General features: G+C 69.7%; 16 protein-coding genes. 12 read left to right on the top strand and 4 right to left on the bottom strand.

Annotated elements, in window-relative coordinates:
• Nucleotides 1-297: 297 nt before the first annotated feature.
• The 6 genes from ACZ601_RS17880 to ACZ601_RS17855 all read left to right on the top strand — a co-directional run bounded on the left by ACZ601_RS17880 (nt 298) and on the right by ACZ601_RS17855 (nt 6,868).
• The gene (locus ACZ601_RS17880) at nt 298-1,146 is read left to right on the top strand and encodes a tryptophan 2,3-dioxygenase family protein (RefSeq protein WP_469538761.1); all 849 of its coding nucleotides are present in this window, start codon (nt 298-300) and stop codon (nt 1,144-1,146) included.
• On the top strand, nt 1,139-2,365 hold the full coding sequence (gene kynU / locus ACZ601_RS17875) for a kynureninase (protein ID WP_469538759.1): 1,227 nt from the start codon (nt 1,139-1,141) through the stop codon (nt 2,363-2,365). Before ACZ601_RS17880 ends, kynU begins: the two co-directional genes overlap by 8 nt.
• 169 nt (nt 2,366-2,534) lie before the next feature.
• Complete coding sequence (locus ACZ601_RS17870) at nt 2,535-3,410, top strand: alpha/beta hydrolase family protein (RefSeq protein ID WP_440576081.1); 876 nt, start codon at nt 2,535-2,537, stop codon at nt 3,408-3,410.
• Between the two features lie 163 nt (nt 3,411-3,573).
• On the top strand, nt 3,574-4,824 hold the full coding sequence (locus ACZ601_RS17865; protein WP_469539493.1) for a sensor histidine kinase: 1,251 nt from the start codon (nt 3,574-3,576) through the stop codon (nt 4,822-4,824).
• Nucleotides 4,821-5,534, top strand: coding sequence for a response regulator (locus ACZ601_RS17860; RefSeq protein WP_469538755.1), 714 nt, complete (start codon nt 4,821-4,823; stop codon nt 5,532-5,534). Before ACZ601_RS17865 ends, ACZ601_RS17860 begins: the two co-directional genes overlap by 4 nt.
• 98 nt (nt 5,535-5,632) lie before the next feature.
• Nucleotides 5,633-6,868, top strand: a complete 1,236-nt coding sequence (locus ACZ601_RS17855; protein WP_469538752.1) for a cytochrome P450 — start codon at nt 5,633-5,635, stop codon at nt 6,866-6,868.
• 31 nt (nt 6,869-6,899) lie between these two features.
• Here ACZ601_RS17855 and ACZ601_RS17850 read toward each other — a convergent pair whose 3' ends face one another.
• The 3 genes from ACZ601_RS17850 to ACZ601_RS17840 all read right to left on the bottom strand — a co-directional run bounded on the left by ACZ601_RS17850 (nt 6,900) and on the right by ACZ601_RS17840 (nt 9,873).
• Nucleotides 6,900-7,232: a hypothetical protein gene (locus ACZ601_RS17850; RefSeq protein WP_469538749.1), complete on the bottom strand. Its 333-nt coding sequence runs from the start codon at nt 7,230-7,232 to the stop codon at nt 6,900-6,902.
• 74 nt (nt 7,233-7,306) lie between these two features.
• Nucleotides 7,307-8,938: an ABC transporter permease gene (locus ACZ601_RS17845; RefSeq protein ID WP_469538746.1), complete on the bottom strand. Its 1,632-nt coding sequence runs from the start codon at nt 8,936-8,938 to the stop codon at nt 7,307-7,309.
• A complete protein-coding gene (locus tag ACZ601_RS17840) occupies nt 8,935-9,873 on the bottom strand; it encodes an ABC transporter ATP-binding protein (RefSeq protein ID WP_469538744.1) in 939 nt (312 codons plus the stop codon). Before ACZ601_RS17840 ends, ACZ601_RS17845 begins: the two co-directional genes overlap by 4 nt.
• A gap of 121 nt (nt 9,874-9,994) precedes the next feature.
• Here ACZ601_RS17840 and ACZ601_RS17835 point away from each other — a divergent pair, with 121 nt between their 5' ends.
• Nucleotides 9,995-10,552, top strand: coding sequence for a GbsR/MarR family transcriptional regulator (locus ACZ601_RS17835; protein WP_469538741.1), 558 nt, complete (start codon nt 9,995-9,997; stop codon nt 10,550-10,552).
• Between the two features lie 24 nt (nt 10,553-10,576).
• On the opposite strand, the gene ACZ601_RS17830 is transcribed toward ACZ601_RS17835, so the two are convergent.
• A complete protein-coding gene (locus ACZ601_RS17830; RefSeq protein ID WP_469538738.1) occupies nt 10,577-11,434 on the bottom strand; it encodes a diacylglycerol kinase family protein in 858 nt (285 codons plus the stop codon).
• 186 nt (nt 11,435-11,620) lie between these two features.
• Here ACZ601_RS17830 and ACZ601_RS17825 point away from each other — a divergent pair, with 186 nt between their 5' ends.
• The 5 genes from ACZ601_RS17825 to ACZ601_RS17805 all read left to right on the top strand — a co-directional run bounded on the left by ACZ601_RS17825 (nt 11,621) and on the right by ACZ601_RS17805 (nt 19,054).
• Nucleotides 11,621-12,904, top strand: coding sequence for an adenylosuccinate synthase (locus ACZ601_RS17825; RefSeq protein WP_311304700.1), 1,284 nt, complete (start codon nt 11,621-11,623; stop codon nt 12,902-12,904).
• A gap of 108 nt (nt 12,905-13,012) precedes the next feature.
• Entirely contained in the window at nt 13,013-14,281 is a 1,269-nt protein-coding gene (locus tag ACZ601_RS17820) for an AAA family ATPase (protein WP_469538736.1), read from the top strand.
• Nucleotides 14,281-15,027, top strand: coding sequence for an RloB family protein (locus tag ACZ601_RS17815; RefSeq protein WP_469538733.1), 747 nt, complete (start codon nt 14,281-14,283; stop codon nt 15,025-15,027). Before ACZ601_RS17820 ends, ACZ601_RS17815 begins: the two co-directional genes overlap by 1 nt.
• 108 nt (nt 15,028-15,135) lie before the next feature.
• The gene (locus ACZ601_RS17810; protein WP_469538729.1) at nt 15,136-17,856 is read left to right on the top strand and encodes a type I restriction-modification system subunit M; all 2,721 of its coding nucleotides are present in this window, start codon (nt 15,136-15,138) and stop codon (nt 17,854-17,856) included.
• Nucleotides 17,846-19,054 carry a restriction endonuclease subunit S gene (locus ACZ601_RS17805; RefSeq protein ID WP_469538727.1) on the top strand — a complete coding sequence of 403 codons (1,209 nt, stop codon included), beginning with the start codon at nt 17,846-17,848 and terminating at the stop codon, nt 19,052-19,054. The genes ACZ601_RS17810 and ACZ601_RS17805 overlap by 11 nt, the downstream gene beginning before the upstream one ends.

Below are 19,054 nucleotides of genomic sequence, written 5' to 3'. Positions count from 1 at the left end.
TGGACGCACCGGCGTCCGCGGGGCCTGCGCGCTCCCAGGGACCGCCGCTCAGGGCCTGTATTTGGTTGTCCCGCGGCGTCACGGGGCTGGGCACGCACGCTCGCGGCGTTGCCGAAACGCCCTGGCAGCTCCGCTGCAAGAGCGTTTCGGCGCCTTGCGATCGCACGCACCCAGCCCCGCTCCTTCCTCCGCGCTACAACCAAATACAGGCCCTAGGATGCGAACAGGGGACCGGAGCTCCACTTCCTCATGGAAGGGGCGGACCGCTACCCGGAAGCTCGTGTCGAGGAGACAGCGATGTCGACGATTCCCCCCGACCCCGAAGCCACCGGTGCGGCGACCCCGCACCTCGACTTCGCGGGCACGACTCCGTACGAGGACTATGTCCAGGCGGATGTCCTGACCCACCTCCAGCACCTCCGCTCGGACGATCCCGGCGAGATGGTCTTCCTGGTCACCACCCAGGTCATGGAGCTGTGGTTCACCGTCATCGTCCATGAGTGGGAGACCGCCGCGCACGCGGTGCGCGAGGACCGTCTGGACGTCGCGCAGAACGCGCTGAAGCGGTCCCTGCGCCAACTGGAGGCCCTCAACGCCTCCTGGACACCGCTCGCCCAGCTCACCCCCGCCCAGTTCAACTCCTACCGGTCCTCGCTGGGCGAGGGTTCCGGTTTCCAGTCCGCGATGTACCGGCGGATGGAGTTCCTGCTCGGCGACAAGTCCGCGTCCATGCTGGTACCGCACCGGGGCGCGCCCCGCGTCCACGCGGAGCTGGAGAAGGCGCTCGCGGAGCCGGGCCTGTACGACGAGGCCCTCGCCCTGCTCGCCCGGCGCGGGTACGCGATCCCCGAGGCCGTGCTCGGCCGGGATCTGACCAAGAAGTACGAGCCGTCGCCCGAGGTCGAGGCCGTCTGGGCGGAGATCTACGCCAACCCCGACCAGAACGACGAGCTGGTCCGCCTCGGCGAGGTGCTCACCGATGTCGGTGAGCTGGTGTGGCGCTGGCGCAACGACCATCTGCTCGCCACCCGGCGGGCCATGGGCTCCAAGACCGGCACCGGCGGTTCGGCCGGCGTCGCCTGGCTGGAGAAGCGCGCCACCAAGAACGTCTTCCCCGAGCTCTGGACGGCCCGCAGCCATGTCTGACCTCCAGGAGCGCGCACGGGCGCTCGACACCGCCGACGAACTGGCACCGCTGCGCGAGCTGTTCACGCTCGACGACACCGTCTACCTGGACGGCAACTCGCTGGGCGCGCTGCCCCGCCACGTACCCGCCCGGATGCAGGAGGTCCTCACCCGCGAATGGGGCGAGCTGCGCATCCGGTCCTGGGGCGAGAGCGGCTGGTGGACCGCGCCGGAGCGGATCGGTGACCGGATCGCGCCCATCGTCGGCGCCGCCGCCGGGCAGATCGTCGTCGGGGACTCCACCAGCGTCAACGTCTTCAAGGCCGTCGTCGCCGCGACCCGGCTGGCGCCGGAGGGCCGCGACGAGATCCTGGTCGACGCGAACACCTTCCCCACGGACGGGTACATCGCCGGGTCCGCCGCCCGGATGACCGGCCACCGGATCGTCCCCGTGGCCCCCGCGGAGGTGCCGGACGCCCTCGGTCCGCGTACCGCGGCCGTCCTGCTCAACCACGTCGACTACCGCTCCGGCAGGCTCCACGACCTGCCCGCGCTCACCGCCGCCGCGCACGCGGCGGGCGCCGTCGCGGTCTGGGACCTGTGCCACAGCGCGGGCGCCCTGCCCGTGGACCTGGACCGGCACGGGGTGGACCTGGCGGTCGGCTGCACGTACAAGTACCTCAACGGCGGGCCCGGTTCGCCCGCCTACCTGTACGTTGCCGCCCGCCACCAGCCGGTGTTCGACTCGCCCCTGCCGGGGTGGACGTCGCACGCCGACCCGTTCGCCATGACCCCCGGCTACGAGGCGGCGGAAGGTGCCGCACGGGGGCGGGTCGGGACCCCCGACATCCTGTCGATGCTGGCCCTGGAGTCGTCCCTCGACGTGTGGGACGGGGTCGGGGTCGAGGCGGTACGGGCCAAGTCCCTAGCGCTGACGGACTTCTTCCTGGAGTGCGTCGCGGAGTACGTCCCCGCAGGACGAGTCACCTCGGTCACCCCGGCCGCCCACGCCGAACGCGGCAGCCAGGTCGCGCTGCGGTGCGAGGACGCCGAACCGGTGATGGCCGCGCTGATCGCACGCGGAGTCGTCGGGGATCTGCGCCGCCCCGATGTGCTGCGGTTCGGATTCACCCCGCTGTACGTGGGATTCGCGGACGCGGAACGCGCGGCGCGGCTCCTCGCCAACGTGCTGGACGGTCTCGCGGACGTGTTGGACGGTTCGGCCGCTCCGGTGGCGTAGGCTCCCGGGTCAGTCCGGCGACCGGCTCGCCCCGGTCGCCGGACGGGCTCCGGGCCCGTCGCGGGGTGGCCGCCCGTGGTGGCCGCCGCCGGGGCAGGGAACGCCTCCGTACTGATACCGTCCCCGCAGGTCAGCCCAGTTGGGCATTGTCAGGGACGGTTGGAGCAGCATGTCGGATTCTGCCGCGCGTGATCAGGACGCAGCCGAGACCGAGTCCGCGTTCTCGCATCCGGTCGTCGCCCCCGACGCCTCCGCCGCCTACGGCAGCCACCCGGACCAGACGATCGACTTCTACGCCCCGCACGACGGCCGCACCGGCGCACCCGTCGTGGTCGTCCTGCACGGCGGGGCGTGGCGGGCCCCGTACGACCGGCTCCACATGTCCCCGTTCGCGGGCTTCCTGGCCCGGCGCGGGTTCGCCGTCGCCAGCGTCGAGTACCGGCGCGGCAGCGAGCTCCCGCAGCAGCGCGGCTCGGGGCCGGTCGCCGGCCGCTGGCCGGAGACCTTCGACGACGTCGCGGCGGCGATGGACGCGCTGCCCGAGCTGCTGGCGCGGGAGCTGCCCGCGGCGGACGCCCGGCGGATCGTGGTCACCGGCCACTCGGCGGGCGGGCAGCTCGCCCTGTGGGCCGCCGCCCGGCACGTACTGCCGGAGGGCTCGCCGTGGCGGCTGCCGCGACCGCCCGCGCTGCGCGGGGTGGTGGCGCTCGCACCGATCGCGGACTTCGCCTCCGCCGTCGGGCTCGATGTGTGTTCCGGCGCGATCGGGCAGTTCCTGGGGACCGAGGAGGACTTCGCCGTACGGAGCGCGCAGGCCGACCCGGCGCAGCTGCTGCCCACCGGCATCGCGACCGCCGTGGTGCAGGGCACCACGGACCTGACGGTTCCGCAGGCGGTCGTGGAGGCGTTCGTCGACGCGGCGGCCAAGGAGGGCGAGACCGTGATGCTGACCCTGCTGCCCGGCGTCGGGCACTTCCCGCTGATCGATCCGGCGGCCGACGCGTGCGCGGTGGTGGCCGAGGAGATCGCCCAGCTCGCCTGGTGAATCCCGCGCTCGGTACGTGACCTGGACGGACCCGGGTAGTACTTGCGACGGACGGCCCAGGATCCGTATCTGTGCTGACGACCCCGCCCGCCGCGCCGCCTACCGTGGAAACGTGACCGAGACCAAGACCACGAACCCCGAGCTCCGGGCTGCCGCAGGAGCGATGGCAGGCCTGCGGCAGGACCTGATACACGATGCGTTCGCCTACCGCCCGCTGCCGCTCATGCGGACCGACGGGCCGCTGACCCGGCGGCTGCCGGCGCGGTTCCGGGCCCGTGCCGGGTGGACTCCGCACGCGATGGTGCTGGGCGCCGCGCTGATCGCGTTCATGGAGGGTTTCGCCGGCACGGGCAACGCCGGGGTCCTGCTGTCCGGGCTGCTCCCCGCCGTCTGTATCGCGATGACGCTGATCAGGCCGGTCGGAGCGTTCTGGCTGTCGATGGCGCTGATCCCGGCGACCTCGCTGTTCGGCGGCGGGGGCGGGCCATGGGGGCCGAGTTCCTTCTTCGCCCACCTGGTCGTGCTGAACGTCGTCGCGGCCCGGACCCGGCCGCGCACCGCCGTCTGGATGTGGGGGCTGACCCTGCTGCTCGGCACGTTCGTGGACAACTTCGCAGGACGGGACTCCTCCTCGGACACCGCCGCCATGGCCGTGGCCTCCGCGTTCGCGCTGCTCGTCGTGAGCCTGGTGCACATCCGCCGGGAGGCGGAGCGCGAGGTCACTGTGCAGCGCACCGTCACCGCCGTGGAGCGCGACCGGCGCACGCTGCTGGAGGAGCGCACCACCATCGCCCGCGAACTGCACGACGTGGTCGCCCACCACATGTCCGTCGTGGCGATCCAGGCCGAGGCCGCCCCGTACCGGGTGGAGAATCCGCCGCCCGAGCTGGAGCAGGCCTTCGTCACGATCCGGGAGAACGCCGTCGCCGCGCTCACCGAACTGCGCCGGGTGCTCGGCGTCGTACGGGCCGAGGGCTACGAGGCGCCGGACGCGCCCCAGCCCACCCTGGCCGAGCTGGACGGGCTCCTCGCCAACGTCGGGGAGGCGGGGCTGACGACGAGCAAGACGGTGACCGGTGCGGTGCGCGAACTCCCGCAGGGCGTCGAGCTGTCGGCGTACCGGATCATCCAGGAGGCCCTCAGCAACACCCTGCGGCACGCGCCGGGCGCCACCGCCGGGGTCGAGATCGGCTATGTGCTGGGCGGGCTCGGGCTGCGCGTGGTCAACGGCCCGCCGACCGGCCCGGTGAAACCCTCGCCGGGCGCCGGACACGGGATCACCGGGATGCGGGAGCGGGTCGGGATGCTGAACGGTGAGATGACCGCGGAGGCGACCGCGGACGGCGGTTACGAGGTCACCGCCTTCATCCCCGTCCAGCACATCCCCTCCGACGCCCCCGTGGAGCAGTCATGACGAACCCTCCGGCCGCGACGACTGCCCCGGCCGCGACGACTGCCCCGGACCCGGTGATCCGGGTCCTGATCGTCGACGACCAGATGATGGTCCGCGAGGGTTTCTCCGTGCTGCTCAACGCGATGCCGGGCATCGAGGTCGTGGGCGAGGCGGTCAACGGCCGTGAGGCGGTCTCGCAGGTCGCCGCGCTCCGCCCCGACGTGGTGCTGATGGACATCCGGATGCCGGAGCTGAACGGGATCGAGGCGACCCGCGAGATCGTCGCCGCCGACCGGGACGCCAAGGTGCTGGTGCTGACCACCTTCGACCTCGACGAGTACGTCTACCAGGCGCTGCGCGCCGGCGCGTCCGGCTTCCTCCTCAAGGACGCCTCGGCCCGGCAGCTCGCGGACGGCGTACGGGTGGTGGCCTCCGGCGAGGCGCTGCTCGCCCCCACCGTCACCAAGCGGCTGATCAACGAGTTCTCCAAGCTCGCGGCCGCCCCGCGCCCGCCCGCGCTCGCCCGGATCGGGGACCTCACCGAGCGCGAGACGGAGGTGCTGGTCCTCATCGCCCAGGGCCTGTCGAACGGGGAGATCGCCTCGCACCTGGTGGTCGCGGAGTCCACCATCAAGACCCATGTGAGCCGCATCCTGGTCAAGCTGGGCCTGCGCGACCGCACCCAGGCGGCCGTCTTCGCCTACGAGGCCCGGCTGGTCACGCCGTCCTGAGAGGCGGACGCGTCCCCGAGGCCCTGTGGGGGCACGGTCGGGAGGTACGGGAGGCAGCGGGGCTGGTCCGGTGGCGGGTGGCCGGTTAGCGTCGGTTCATGAACCAGCCCCCGCGTGCCGCCGCAGGCTCCGCCGCCCCCTTCGATCCGTGGTCGGCGGCGTTCGTCGCCGACCCGTATCCCGCCTACGCCGAGCTGCGCGCCACCGGCCGGGCGCACTACTTCGAGCCCACCGACCAGTGGCTCGTCCCGCACCACGCCGATGTGTCGGCGCTGCTGCGCGACCGCAGGCTGGGGCGGACGTACCTGCACCGGTTCAGCCACGAAGAGTTCGGCCGGACCGCCCCGCCCGCAGAGCACGAGCCGTTCGAGACGCTCAACGGGCAGGGGCTGCTGGACCTGGAGCCGCCGGACCACACCCGGATCCGGCGGCTGGTCTCCAAGGCGTTCACCCCGCGCACGGTCGAGCAGCTCGCACCGACCGTGCACCGGCTGGCCGCCGGGCTCGTCGACGACTTCGTGGCACGGGGCGGGGGCGATCTGCTCACGGCGGTGGCCGAACCGCTGCCCGTCGCCGTGATCGCCGAGATGCTCGGCATCCCGGAGTCCGACCGGGCCCCGCTGCGGCCCTGGTCCGCAGCGATCTGCGGGATGTACGAGCTGAACCCGTCCGAGGAGACCGCCCGCGCCGCCGTGCGCGCCTCGGTCGACTTCTCCGCCTACTTGCGCGAACTGATCGCCCAGCGGCGCGGCAACCCGGGTACGGACCTGATCTCCGCGCTCATCGCCGCCCACGACGAGGGCGAGCGGCTGACCGAGCAGGAGATGGTCTCCACCTGCGTGCTGCTGTTGAACGCCGGGCACGAGGCGACCGTCAACACCACGGTGAACGGCTGGTGGACGCTGCTGCGCCACCCCCGGCAGCTGGCCGCGCTGCGGGCCGACCACGGGCTGCTGCCGTCCGCGATCGAGGAGCTGATGCGGTACGACACCCCGCTCCAGATGTTCGAGCGCTGGGTCCTGGACGACATCGAGATCGGCGGCACGGTCATCCCGCGCGGTTCCGAGGTGGCGCTGCTCTTCGGCTCGGCCAACCGCGACCCGGCCCGCTTCCCGGAGCCGGACACCCTGGACCTCTCCCGGCAGGAGAACCCGCACATCACGTTCGGCGCCGGCATTCACTTCTGCCTGGGCGCCCCGCTGGCCCGAGTGGAACTAGCCGCCTCCTTCAATGAGTTGCTGCGCAAGGCGCCGGACATGCGGCTGGCGGCGGAGCCGGAGTGGAATCCGGGGTACGTGATCCGCGGCGTGAAGGAGCTGCGTGTCGAGCTGTGAACGGCGGGCTGGGCCGTGCCCGAGACAGTTGTCAGCAGGGCGAATAACCGCAGGGTGAGGGCGGCCCTTCGAGCACCTGGAACGTGACTCCGACGACTGCCAGGACCGCGAGGAGCGCTCCGAACGCGAGGGTCCGCCGCCATCGCCCTCGTACCAGGCACAGCGTGCCCAGCGCGGCCGCGACGCCGCCCAGCATCAGGACCGGCAGGCCCTGCCAGAGGATGCCCCACTCGGCCTCGCCCTCGAAGCCGCCCAGGATGCCGCGCCGCGCGTAGGGCGCCCAGACGAGCATCCCTGCGGCGGCCCCGGCCCCGGCCACGGTGAGTCCGACCAATCCGTCCAGGGCTTTCCTGCGATCATCCATACCGGCGTTGACGCCCACCGGGCCACGCGCGGTTGCGAGCGCGGGGCCGGGGCCGGGGCCGGAGCCGGGGCCGGTCAGTTCAGCATGTCGCGCCGCCGCAGCGCCGCCAGCCCTCCCGCGGTCAGGGTCGCCGCGAGCACGGTGAGCAGCACCGCCGGACCCCACACCAGCTCCGCCCCCGGCAGCTTCGGCAGGTGCGTGAACGGCGACAGGTCCATCACCGGCTGCGGCAGATCCAGGGCCGGGCCTATCCAGCCCAGCGCCAGGCAGACCCCCACCAGTCCCCAGGCGGCCGGGGCGGCCTTCGGCAGCGCCCCGTACAGCAGGGCCGTCACCCCGCCCAGCAGCCAGACGGCGGGCAGTTGTATCAGTGCGGCGCCGAGCACGGCGGGCAGCTCGTGCCCGTATCCGGCGGCGAGGCCGAGGCCGCCGGCCGCCATGATCAGGGCGGCGCCGCCGAAGGCGATGAGCAGATGGCCGGCCGCCCAGCCGATCCGGCCGACCCCGCCCGCCAGCACCGGTTCGGCCCGCCCGGCGGTCTCCTCGCCGTGCGGCCGCAGCACGGAGGAGACGACGTACAGCGCCGCGACCGTGCCGAGCACGGAGACCATCGAGGCGAGAAACGCGTCGGTCAGACCGGACTGGCCGCCCATCCGCTCGAAGATCGCCCTGGTCTTCTCGTTGTCCCCCACGAGATCGGCCGCTCCGCCGGTCAGCCCGCCGAAGACGGCGCCGACCGCGGCGAACGACACTGTCCAGCCCAGCAGCGCACCGCGCTGGAGCCGCACGGCGAGCCCGAAGGCGGTGGAGATCCGGCCCCGGGCGGGCCCCGGCCGGGTCGACAGGAAGCTCATGCCGACATCGCGGCGCCCGGCCAGTACGTATGCCGCGGCGCACTGCACGGCCACGGCTCCGGCGATCACCAGGAGCACCCACCACCGCTCGTCCGCGTACGGTCTGACGTTCTCCGCCCAGCCGATCGGGGAGAGCCAGGTGAACACGGACGAACCGTCGTCCGTCGCGGAGTCGCCCGCTGCCTTCAGGACGAACGCGGCGCCGACCACCGCGGCCGTCAGCCCCTTCGCGAGCCGGGCGCTCTCGGTGAACTGCGCGGCTGTCGCGGCGGTGCACGCGAACAGCACACCGACCCCGGCGACAGCCGACGCGATCGCCACCGCCCCCGCGCCGCCCGCCCCGGAGCCCGCCATTCCGGCCATGATCACCAGGGCCAGCGCGAAGTTGGCGACGACGGCCGCGAGCAGCGCGGCGGTCAGCGGGGCACGGCGGCCCACCATGGCGGAGGAGAGCATCTCCTGACGGCCGGTCTCCTCCTCCTCGCGGGTGTGCCGCACGACGATCACCAGGCTCATCACCGCGGCCAGCGCGGCGCCGAAGGCGATCATGCGCCAGCTGACGAGCCCGCCCACGGAGTCGCTGAACACCGGCCCGTACATCGCCCGGAGGGAGCTGTTGCCGTTCATCGAGGCGGCCAGCTCGGCGCGCTGGGCCCCGGTGTCGTAGAGCGAGGAGATGGACTTCCCGACGGAGGAGAAAGAGCCGCCGAGCACGATGACCCAGAGCGGCAGGATGATCCGGTCGCGCCGCAGGGCGAGCCTCAGCAGGGCCCAGGTCCCCGCGAGCTGTCCGGTGCCGGTTCCGGTCCGGCGCCCGGTGCCGGCCGGTGCGGTCATGGTCACGGCGGTCATCGCGCCGCCATCCCCGTGTCGGTCCCGGCCGCCGCGTCCGACCCGGCCCCCGCGTCCGCCGTGTAGTGCCGCAGGAACAGCTCCTCCAGCGTGGGCGGGGTGCTGGTCAGCGACCTGACCCCGGACGCGGTGAGCGATCTCAGGACGGCGTCGAGTCTGTCCGTGTCGACCTGGAGCGAGACCTGGTGCCCCCGCACGTCCAGGTCGTGCACCCCGGGCAGCGCGGACAGCCCCTCGGGCTCACCGGCCAGCTCGGCCCTGATGTTCGTCCGTGTCAGATGACGCATCCCGGCCAGCGAACCCGTCTCCACCGTCCGGCCCTGGCGGATGATGCTGACCCGGTCGCAGAGCGACTCGACCTCGCTGAGGATGTGGCTGGAGAGCAGCACCGTGCGCCCGCGCTCGCGCTCCTCGGCGACGCAGCTCTGGAAGACCTCCTCCATCAACGGATCGAGCCCGCTGGTCGGCTCGTCCAGGATCAGCAGGTCCACATCGGAGGCGAACGCGGCGACCAGGGCGACCTTCTGCCGGTTGCCCTTGGAGTACGTACGCCCCTTCTTGGTCGGGTCGAGCTCGAACCGCTCCACGAGCTCCGCACGGCGGGCGTCGTCCAGCCCGCCGCGCAGCCGCCCGTACAGATCGATCACCTCTCCGCCGGAGAGGTTGCGCCACAGCGTGACGTCACCGGGGACGTATGCCACCCGCCGGTGCAGTTCCACCGCGTCGCGCCAGGGGTCGCGGCCGAGCAGCTGGGCGGCGCCGGAATCGGCCCGGAGCAGGCCCAGCAGGACCCGGATGGTGGTGGACTTCCCCGATCCGTTGGGCCCGAGAAAGCCGTGGACCTCACCGGACTCGACGGTCAGGTCGAGCCCGTCCAGCGCATGCGTCCGGCCGAACGACTTGTGCAGTCCGGCCACGGTGATTGCCTTCGTCATGATTTTGAACGTACGCTACTTTCACAAACTTGTGAAGTTAAGGAAACGTATAAACTCGGACGAGTGACGGGGCCGGATGAGTCCGGGACGAGGACGGGTACGCAGGGAGACGATGGGGCTGATGAGCAGCGAATCCGCGGAGACGGCAGAAGACCGGCAGGACCCGGCCGGGGCGCCCGTGCGGCGGGACGCGGAGGCGGTCTCGCGCTTCGTCGAGCGGTTCGCGTCCGAGATGACGGAGGCGGGGATGCAGCGGATGGCCTCCCGGGTCTTCGCCGCCCTCCTCGCGGACGACGACGCCTCGATGACCTCCGCCGAGCTCGCCCTGGCGCTGCAGATCAGCCCGGCAGCCGTGTCCGGCGCGGTGAATTACCTCACTCAGGTCAGCATGGTCGGCCGGGAGCGCGAACCGGGCTCGCGCCGCGACCGCTACCGCCTGCACAACGAGATCTGGTACACCACCTTCGCCAGCCGCGACCAGGTGCTGACGCGCTGGGAGCGCACTCTCAAGGAGGGGGCCCGCACGCTCGGCGAGCACACGCCCGCAGGGGCCCGGATCGCGGAGACGGCGGCGTTCTTCGAGTTCCTGCAATCGGAGCTGGAAGGGCTGATGGCCCGCTGGCACGACCACCGCAAGACGCTCGACCTCCCGGCGGCGGACGGATACGCGGGTCCCTGAGCGCCACGCGGGGCGGGCCGCCCCCTACGCCGGCAGCATCAGCCCCCACGCCCCCGCCCGTACCGTCCAGGTGCGCGTCCGTACCGGCCCGCCGACCTGTATGTCCGCGCGGTAGCGGAAGTCGGGCCCCGAGACCGTGACGGCCTTGGCCCCGGTCCTCACCGGTTCACCGTCCGGCGGGTGGATCGTGATCTCCGCGAGGCCGCCGACGCCACCGACGCCGCACCCCGAGGTCACCGTCACCGCTTCGACCGGGCGGTCCAGATCGTTCAGCAGGACCCCGTCCGCTTCGATCCGCAGCCGGTGCGTGCGCAGCGGTGCGGGCAGCGCGGAGGGCGCCGGGTGCACCAGGGTCCGGACCAGGGAGCGGCAGGTGTCCCAGACCGCCGTGACGCCCGAGTGGGAGCCCTCCGTGCCCGGGGCGCTGCTCGGGGCCGGGATGCGCAGCGCGCCCAGGACCACGCCGTCGCTGTCGTCGACCATCAGGTCCAGCCGCCGCACGGCCCCGTCCAGCGCGGTGCGGGCCGCCGCCACCGCACTCGACGGCACGCCGAGCGAACGGGCCAGTTCCAGGGCCGCCGCCGCACCGACCGGGATCAGCGAAAGGGCGCTTCCGGCCGGTTCCCGTTCCCGGTGCAGCTGGGCCACCGCCCGCCGCAGCGCCCGGTCGTCACCGATCACCACCGGCCGCCGGGAACCCCTGCGGGAGAGGGCGCGGGCGAACTCCTCCGGCCCGTCCGGGAGGCAGATCTTGGCGTGCGAGCCCGCGCTCAGCACGTCCTTGGCGATACGGACGGACTCGCCGTCCGTCCGGCGGGCGACCGGATCGATCACCACCAGCAGATGGGGCGCACCGTTACCGGGGGGCTGGGCAGCCGACACCTCGGTCCTTCCTCGGGTAGCATCTTGGTGCAAGAGCCCCTTGCGCTATTGCGCCAGGGGCTTGGTCTATTCCGGGGCACCCGGTTCGACGGTTCAGGCCTTGTCGTACAACGTCGTACGGCATGTACGACGTTTACGTACGCCCCCTGACCTTGGACATGCCCCGCCCGGAAGGGGTGTACGCCTGTGCCCGCACTTGTGCTGCTCGGTGCTCAGTGGGGTGACGAGGGCAAGGGGAAGGCCACCGACCTCCTCGGTGGATCCGTGGACTATGTGGTGCGATACCAGGGCGGCAACAATGCCGGCCACACGGTGGTCGTCGGCGACCAGAAGTACGCACTGCATCTCCTCCCCTCCGGAATCCTGTCACCCGGGTGTACCCCGGTGATCGGAAACGGTGTCGTGGTCGACCCGGCCGTCCTGCTCTCCGAGCTGAGTGGGCTGAACGACCGCGGCGTGGACACGTCCAAGCTGCTGATCAGCGGTAACGCCCATTTGATCACCCCGTACAACGTCACCGTCGACAAGGTGACGGAACGGTTCCTCGGGAAGCGGAAGATCGGCACGACCGGGCGCGGTATCGGCCCGACGTACGCCGACAAGATCAACCGGGTCGGCATCCGCGTCCAGGACCTCTACGACGAGTCGATCCTGGAGCAGAAGGTCGAGGCGGCCCTGGAGCAGAAGAACCAGCTGCTGGCCAAGGTCTTCAACCGGCGCGCCATCGAGGCCCCCAAGGTCGTCGAGGACATGCTCCAGTACGCGGAGCAGATCAAGCCCTTCGTCGCCGACACCTCGCTGATCCTGAACGACGCCATCGACGCGGGCAAGGTCGTCCTCTTCGAGGGCGGTCAGGGCACGCTGCTCGACGTCGACCACGGCACGTACCCCTTCGTCACCTCGTCGAACCCGACCGCGGGCGGCGCCTGCACCGGTTCCGGCGTGGGACCGACGAAGATCAGCCGCGTCATCGGCATCCTCAAGGCCTATACGACGCGCGTCGGCGCCGGTCCGTTCCCGACCGAGCTGCTCGACGAGGACGGCGAGGCGCTGCGCAGGATCGGTGGCGAGCGCGGTGTCACCACCGGCCGTGACCGCCGCTGCGGCTGGTTCGACGCCCCGATCGCGCGGTACGCGACCCGGGTCAACGGCCTCACCGACTTCTTCCTCACCAAGCTCGACGTCCTCACCGGCTGGGAGCAGATCCCGGTCTGCGTGGCGTACGAGATCGACGGCAAGCGCGTCGAGGAGCTCCCGTACAACCAGACCGACTTCCACCACGCGAAGCCGGTCTACGAGATGCTGCCGGGCTGGTCCGAGGACATCACCAAGGCGAAGACCTTCTCCGACCTGCCGAAGAACGCGCAGGGCTACGTGAAGGCGCTGGAGGAGATGTCCGGCGCCCCGATCTCCGCGATCGGCGTCGGCCCCGGCCGGACCGAGACGATCGAGATCAACTCGTTCCTGTAGGGAACACCGTGAGGGGGCGGCCGACGTCACGACCTGTCGGCCGTCCCCGTACACCGGCACCCGCAGGCCGGGTGGTGTGACTAATGTGTCCGCCATGAAGGAGCCAGGATGCTGCTGAGATTCCGGGTGGCGAACGTCCGGTCACTGCGCGACGAGCAGGAGCTGTCGTTCGTCGCGTCCGAGGGGACCGAGAGGGAGCTGGCCGCGGCCCGCGAGACGGTGCTGTCCGACGGGCAGCACCTTCCTGTCCACACCGTGCTCGGAATCTTCGGCGCCAACGCTTCCGGTAAGTCCAATGTGATCGCCGCTCTGAAGAGCATGAAGCACGCCGTCATGCGCTCCTACGCCGACTGGACCTCCTACGACGGCATCCCCCGCGACGAGTTCGCCCTCGATCCCGAAGCGGCATCGCAAACGTCCCTGTACGAGGCGGACTTCGTCCTTGACGACGGTGTCCGCTGGACATACGGATTCGAGCTCGGCGCGCGCCGAGTCGAGGCGGAATGGCTTTACGCCTACCCCAAAGGCCGTCGCCAGGTCTGGTTCGAGCGGGACGCCGGTCGTGACAAGGACTTCGACTTCCCCGGTGAGCGGCTCCACGACCGCGCCCGGCTGGCCCGCACGACGCGGCCGGACGCACTCCTTCTGACGCGAGCGGCCAACGACGGGCACGAGCAGCTCACCCCGGTCTTCGATTGGTTCAAGAACAACCTGTGGGATGTCACTCCCGAGACGGAGCGCAGCCAGCGCGAGGACTACACGGCCGGGAAGCTGCTGCGGAGCGCAGACTTCCGGCGCCGGGCCGAGGAACTGCTCCGGGTCGCCGATCTCGGCATCGCGGGCGTGGAGGTCGAGCGGTCGTCGTCCGGGCGCCCGGTCATCCAGCTGATCCATACGAGCGGCGGAGAACGCACGGCGTTGGACTGGGCCTCGGAGTCCTGGGGCACCCGCTCCTGGTTCGCGTTGATCGGCCCGCTCCTCCTCGCCCTCGACACCGGCGCGGTCCTGCTCGTCGATGAGCTGGACGCGAGCTTGCACTCGCGCTTCGCGGCAGAGGTCGTACGTCTCTTTCAGACACCGTGGGTGAACCCCAAAGGCGCCCAGCTGATCTTCACAGGCCACGACCCCTCGCTCCTGCGGACGCCCGGCGGCGGCCGCCTCCTGGAGCCGGGGCAGCTGTGGCTCACGGAGAAGGACGAGAGCGGGGCCACGGAGCTGTCGTCGGTCGCGGACTGGGAGCCGACGGATGAGGAGGACCTCATGGCGTCGTATCTCGCCGGGTCCTTCGGTGCGGTGCCGAAGGTCTCCGAGGGGCAGATCGGGCGGCGGCTGGCGCGAACGGATGACATGGCGCGGATGGAGGCGGAAGAGGGCTGATGGCGAGGCAAAGGGGAGGGGACAGCATTTCCCGCAAGAAGGACGGCGGGAAGGGGCGCGCGAACCGCGCTCGTCAGGTGTACATCTTCACCGAGGGCGAGGTCACCGAGCCCGAGTACATCGACATCATCCTGAAGCACGGCACACCGGCCACTGCGGGCCGCAGTGTGGATCACCACTTCGAGAACGACAAGGCCGTGGGCAAGCACCGCAAGCCGTACCCCATGGTCAAGGACGCCGTCATCACGCTGCGCAAGGTTCGCCGCGAGGCCAAGGACGCCGGGCTGACGGCCAAGGACTGGAACTATCCCGAGGTGTGGGTCCTCTTCGACCGCGACGACCACCTGAACATCCGCGAGGCCATACAGCTCGCGGACAAGGAAGGCATCAAGGTCGCCTACTCGCATCCCTGCTTCGAACTCTGGCGGCTCCTGCACTACACGAACTACACCAGCAGTTTCGGCGGCGTATGCACCGACGCCAATGGCCGGCTCCGCTCCCGCCCCGGCTTCGCGGCGACGTACGGCCGCAACGTCCGCACCGTTTCGGAGCAGCAGTCGAAGCACATGCGCGAGGAGCAGGTGCTGACCAAGAAAACAGACAAGGCCGGGCAGCGGTACAAGGACGCCAAGAAGTACGCAAAGGCGATCAGCGATCGCGTCGAAACGGCCAATCCTGAGAAGTGGGACCCGTTCACCGATGTCTGGAATTTCATTGAGGAAGGCCTTCTTCTCAGCGGCTACTAGGCTGCGTGGAGATACGTCTTCGACGGTCAAGGCTGGGCGGCTCGCCGCCCCGCGTCCCCCCTTCTTCAGCTGCACAGCGCAGGCACCACCTCACCTTGGAGTCCGTCCGTGGCCAAGCTCACGCTCGATCAACTGGAGCGTCACCTCTTCGCTGCCGCGGACATCCTGCGCGGCACCATGGACGCCGCCGAGTACCGCGACTTCCTCCTGGTGCTGCTGTTCCTGAAGCGGGTGAACGACGAGTTCGACGCCGCCCGGGACCGGATCGCCGCCGAGGAGCGGGACGCGGGCGCGAGCGAGGAAGAGGCCCAGGAGGAAGCGGAGGAGCCCAACCGCTACACGGCCGACCGGATCATGTACGTCCCGGAGGAGGCCCGCTGGTCCCGGCTGGCCGGGGCGGTGGACGACGTGGCCACGAGCTACCTCCAGCCTGCACTGGACGCCCTGGAGGGGCAGAAGGGCAACGAGGGGCTTCGTGGCCTGTTCAGCCAGGTCAACTTCAACCGGATCGGTGGCGGCGGCGGGACCGGGACATCGGCGGCCAAGCTCGCGGACAAGCGCCTCTCCGCGCTCATCGGCCACTTTGGAACCTTGCGGCTGCGGGGCGAGGACTTCGAGTTCCCGGACGTCATCGGCGCCGCGTACGAGTACCTGCTGAAGGACTTCGCCGACTCGGCGGGTTCCAAGGGCGGCGAGTTCTACACCCCGCGCGCGGTGGTTCGGATGATGGTCGAGCTGGCGCGTCCGCAGGCCAACCAGCATGTGTACGACCCTTGTGTCGGTTCCGGCGGAATGCTCATCCACACCAAGGAGTACATCGAGGAGCACGGCGGCGACACCGAGGACCTGGCCCTGGCCGGCCAGGACGCGAACAACGGTTCCTGGGTGATGGCCACGATGAACATGCTGTTCCACGGCGCCAGCGACTTCGATCTGCGGACCGGGGACACGCTCACCAACCCGCTGCACGTCGACAAGTCGTACGACGTGGTTCTCAGCAACCCGCCGTTCTCCATGGACTACAAGGTCGAGGATCTGCCGCCCGGTCTCGAAGACCGTATGAAGTACGGCCACACCTCTGAAAAGGGCAAGGCCGACCTGATGTTCCTCCAGCACATGCTGTACATGGTGGAGGGACGGGGCGGCTCCGTCTTCACCGTCATGCCCCACGGCGTGCTCTTCCGCAGCGGTGCGGAGGGAGACATCCGGGCCAAGCTCATCGAGGCCGACATGCTGGAGGCCGTCATCGGCCTCCCGTCCAACATCTTCTACGGCACGGGCATCCCCGCCTGTGTGCTGGTGCTGCGGGCCGGGGGCCGGAAGGACGCGGACCGGCAGGGCCGGGTGCTGTTCATCAACGCCGACCGCGAATACCACTCGGAGCGCGCGCAGAACGTGCTGCTTCCGGAGCATGTGGAGAAGATCGTCTCCACGTTTCACGAAGAGGTCGGGGACGGTTCGGGCGTGCCCCGGTTCGCCCGCTGGGTGGAGCGGGAGGAGTTGAAGAAGAACGCGTACAACCTCAACATTCGTCGTTACGTCGACAACACCCCGCCGCCCGAGCCTCAGGATGTCCGCGCACACCTGACGGGCGGCGTGCCGAAGTCGGAGATCGAGGCCGAGGACAAGGCACGGGTGCTGGAGGCGTACCGGGTCGGGGTGAGCGATCTGTTCGCGGAGCGGGAGAACGACTCTGCGTACGTCGACTTCCTGCCGGAGGACGAACGGCCGGACGCCGACGGGCTGACCGCTCTGGCCCAGGGGCGGGAGCGGGAGTTGTGGGACGCGTTCGACAAGTGGTGGGCGGTGGAGACGGGACAGATCGCGTCCCTGGCCCCGCATGAGGGCGACGACCGCACAGAGTTCGAGAAGCGGTCCCAGCTTGCCCGGCTGCGTGCCGACCTCATCACCTCGTTCCGTCAGCTACTGCTCGGGGTGAACCTGCTGGACCGCTACGCCCTGTCGGGGGCGGTCGCCGGGTGGTGGCAGGACGCCAGGAACGAGCTCAAGGCCCTGGCCGGCAACGGCTTCAAGGGGGTCGTCGAGGGCTGGGTCGACACGGTCGAGACGCTGCTCGAACCGGAGCCGAACCCCTGGACGGGCGGCGCCCGCAAACGCTCGGGCACGGAGCGCCGCCAGGCGTACGGCCACAAGGTGGTGGCACGGATCGCCCCGGACTTCCTGCGCGAACTGGCTGAGGCGGATGCCCTCAAGGCGAAGCTGGACGTGAAGGTGAAGGCGGCCGAGGAGGCGGAGGCGGCGCGGGCGGCGGCTGCGGCGGGCGTTGCGGGGGAGGACGGCGAGGAGCCGGGGGCCCTTGAACCTGCGGTGGCGGATGCGCTGCTGAGTGAGCCCGAGCTGAAGAAGCTCAAGAAGGAGCGGACGGCGGCGGGCAAGGCGGTGAAGGCGCTGGAGGAGGCGTTCTATCCGTTGGACGGGATGGGGGCCGCCGCGAAGGCCGCCACTGCTGCCGCGAAGAAGAAGGCCGCAGCGGCGGAGTCTGCGGCCACCGCTTCAGCCGGTCAGGCGGCGCTGGACGTGACGATCGCCGATGTCAATGCCGACGAGGAGCGGCCTACACCCCGGTTGCATGAGGTACGGGACGCGCTGAGCGAGGCCGACGCGCGGGAGATCGTGCTCGGCATCCTCCGGGACGACTTGGCGTCGAATCTCGAAGGCCATGTGGTGCGGCGGCGTCGGGAGTTGGTCGACGTGTACCTGGGCTGGGAGCGGAAGTACCTGGTGTCCCTCCGGGATATCGAGGTGCGTCGCGCGGCGGCCTCGGAGCGGCTGGACGGGTTCCTGAAGGAGTTGGGCTATGTCGGCTGAACCGGTCCGACTTGTGCGGCTCGATCATTATCTCGCTGCTCCTCCCCGTAATGGTTATTCTCCCGTAGAGAGCGCCGCCTGGACTGGTATGCAAATGCTCGGGCTCGGTTGTCTGACGCCCGAGGGCTTCGCGCCTCGCCAGCTAAAGAATGCTCCACCTAATGTTCCTGAAGCGCATGCTGCAATTTTGCATGATGGAGACATTTTGATGAGCAGAGCCAACACCAGAAACCTGGTGGGTCTTGTAGGGATATACAACACTGTTGGCGTGCCGTGCATCTACCCGGATCTTATGATGAGAATTCAGGCGGCGAGTAATTGCGTCCCTGAGTTTTTGGAGCTCGCCTTGCGTGCGCCATCTGTGCGGCAGGAAGTGCGGAACTCGGCGCAAGGGACATCTGAGAGCATGGTGAAGATCTCTGCCGGTTCTGTATGTTCGCTGATGGTTCCAAATTTTTCCCTCGTCGAGCAGCGGAAAATTGTTGAAACGCTAGATTCAGCCAATGAGTCGGAGCGGGCGGTCAAGGCGGAGGTGGAGAAACTTCAGAGGGTTCGGGAAGTTCTCATCGAGCAGCTGGCACGCCATCCCATGATCCCCATGAGGGATATTATTGTCGACGGCCCCAAGAATGGGATCTACAAGCCCGAGAGCCAGTACGCTTACACGGGTTCACCTATTGTGCGAATTAATAGTTTTGAGGGCGGTCCATCCGACTTGACTCGTGACCTACTGCGAGTCAATGTCTCTGGATCTGATCTGCAAAGATATAGAATTTCTGTCGGTGATGTTCTGATTAATCGAGTGAATACCCCAGGGCTAGTTGGGAAATCCACTGTGGTTTCTGCGCTGGATGAGCCGACTCTGTTCGAGTCGAACATCATGCGATGCAGGGTTGATGAATCCAAAGTGCATCCGAAAATTATCGAGGCCTGGCTCTCTGGAGTGATGGTGCGCTCACATTTTGCGGCACGGACAAAGCCTGCAGTGTCCCAGGCCAGTATTAATCGGTCTGATGTTTTTTCTTGCCCTGTTCCCAACATGAGCAGAGAGGATCAGGTGAGGTTTCTGGATATGATTGCAAGCGTTGACTCCGTTATCTTTGAAAGTCGTGAGCGAGTGGCGAAGCTGAGAGTTTCGCGCCAGGGACTTGCCAGCGATCTGTTGAGTGGCAAGGTGTCGGCAAGGAGCCAGGCATAG

It is taken from the genome of Streptomyces sp. NPDC104307 (genome assembly GCF_055584045.1).
Note: the sequence above shows the minus strand (reverse complement) of the source record. Positions and strands in the feature narration are given on the sequence as shown.